2 protein-coding genes are annotated in these 1,890 nt (G+C 40.6%); both read left to right on the forward strand.

All coding sequences use genetic code 11. From position 1 onward, the window contains the following. Positions 1 to 2 precede the first annotated feature (2 nt). A complete protein-coding gene (argB, locus tag AC1DPZ_RS26345) occupies positions 3 to 824 on the forward strand; it encodes an acetylglutamate kinase (protein ID WP_477409089.1) in 822 nt (273 codons plus the stop codon). After that, positions 821 to 1,642, forward strand: coding sequence for a pyrroline-5-carboxylate reductase (proC, locus tag AC1DPZ_RS26350; protein ID WP_477409091.1), 822 nt, complete (start codon positions 821 to 823; stop codon positions 1,640 to 1,642). The genes argB and proC overlap by 4 nt, the downstream gene beginning before the upstream one ends. Positions 1,643 to 1,890: the final 248 nt, after the last annotated feature.

The raw sequence follows: 1,890 nt of genomic DNA on the forward strand, positions 1-1,890 counted from the left end.
CAATAAAACCAACCAAAATAGCAGTAAAAAAAACGCTTCATGTAATAAAAATTGGCGGAAACGTTATAGATAACTCAGAAAACCTGTATCATTTTTTAAAGGATTTTGAAAAGTTAGACGGATTTAAAATATTGGTACATGGCGGGGGCAAAGTTGCAACCCAGGTTGCGGAAGATTTGGGCATTGAAGCACGGCTGGTTGATGGCCGCAGGATAACTGATATTGAAACGTTAAGGGTTGTAACTATGGTTTATGGCGGACTGATTAATAAAAATATAGTGGCTCAACTACAACGCTTTGGCAATAATGCTATAGGTTTAACCGGTGCCGACGGTAATTTTATACGGGCCAAAAAACGACCGGTTAAAACCATTGATTATGGTTTTGTTGGCGATATCGACGAAAACTCTATCAATCCGGATAATATCAGCCGTTTGATGGAAGCAGGCTTTACCCCTGTTTTTTGCGCGATAACGCATGATGGCGAAGGCCAGTTACTAAATACCAATGCCGATACAATAGCCTCGGCATTGGCTGTTAATTTGTCTTCATTATACGAAACTACGCTGATCTATTGTTTTGAAAAAAAGGGCGTATTGCAGGATATTGATGATGAAGATTCGTTGATAAGGGAAATTAACCCGCAACATTACGAAAAACTAAAGGAAGAACGCATTATACACAGTGGCATGCTGCCCAAACTTGACAATGCTTTTACCGCAATAGCCTGCGGTGTAAAAGCGGTTATCATTGGCAAAAGCGACGAATTGGGAAATTTAAAGAATAACAAACCATTTGGAACACGTTTAAGTAAAAACGCATGAACGCATCACAGCAAATAGCCATTTTGGGCTCTGGAAACATCGGGCTGTCATTAGCCAAAGGGTTGGTTAAAGCAGGTATTTGCAAACCCCAGCAAATTACCCTTACACGCAGAAATGTGGCAGCGCTGGCCGAATATTCGGCTTTGGGATATTATGCAACTGACAATAATTTAAAGGCCGTTAAAAAGGCCGATATTATTGTTTTGGCAGTATTGCCACAGCAGTTAAACAAATTATTGGATGAAATACGGCCTTCAATAAAGCCCGAAAAGCAACTTTTAATCTCTGTTATATCAGGAGTAAGCTGCAATGATATCCGCCAGCAGCTTGATCTTAATGTACAGGTAATACGCGCAATGCCTAATACAGCTATAGCCATAGGCCACTCGATGACATGCATTGCTACCGATAACGGTACCAATAAAAACATTAACCTGGTTAAATCACTGTTTGATACCGTGGGCGTAAGTATCCAGATCAATGAAGAATTGATGACGTCGGCTACCGCGCTTTGTGCCTGCGGTATAGCCTTTTTCCTGCGTTCTATCCGTGCGGCTTCACAAGGCGGTACCGAAATTGGTTTTCATGCGGGTGATGCCTTAAAAATGGCCGCGCAAACTGCCAAAGGTGCTGCTGATTTGCTCTTACAGCTATCATCGCACCCCGAACAGGAAATTGATAAGGTTACTTCGCCAAGTGGCTGTACCATTGCCGGCTTAAATGAGATGGAACATAACGGTTTCAGCTCGGCAATGATAAAGGGTATAAAACTATCTGCCGAGAAAGCCGGCGATCTTTATAAAAAAGATGATCATTAATTTGATAAACCAGTTATCGTTTTGATAATTGAATTATAATACTAACCAATTATAAAAACCTAATATATAATTACTTAAAAGTGCTTATACCTTTGCGGTGGCATTGGTATGACTTTGGCACACACGCTTAAAAGCGTTTTATTTTTGAAATGTTAACAGTAGAAAAAATCGGCGGTACATCCATGACCGCGTTGGGCGATGTTATTAAAAACATCATCCTGTTTGAGCGTAGCGGACAGCAATTATAC

The sequence above is a fragment of the Mucilaginibacter sp. P4_G9 genome (genome assembly GCF_056400985.1).

Excerpts from the sequence above, each read along its gene's own strand:
- proC (WP_477409091.1), top strand. The coding sequence starts at position 821 with ATGAACGCATCACAGCAAATAGCCATTTTGGGCTCTGGAAACATCGGG.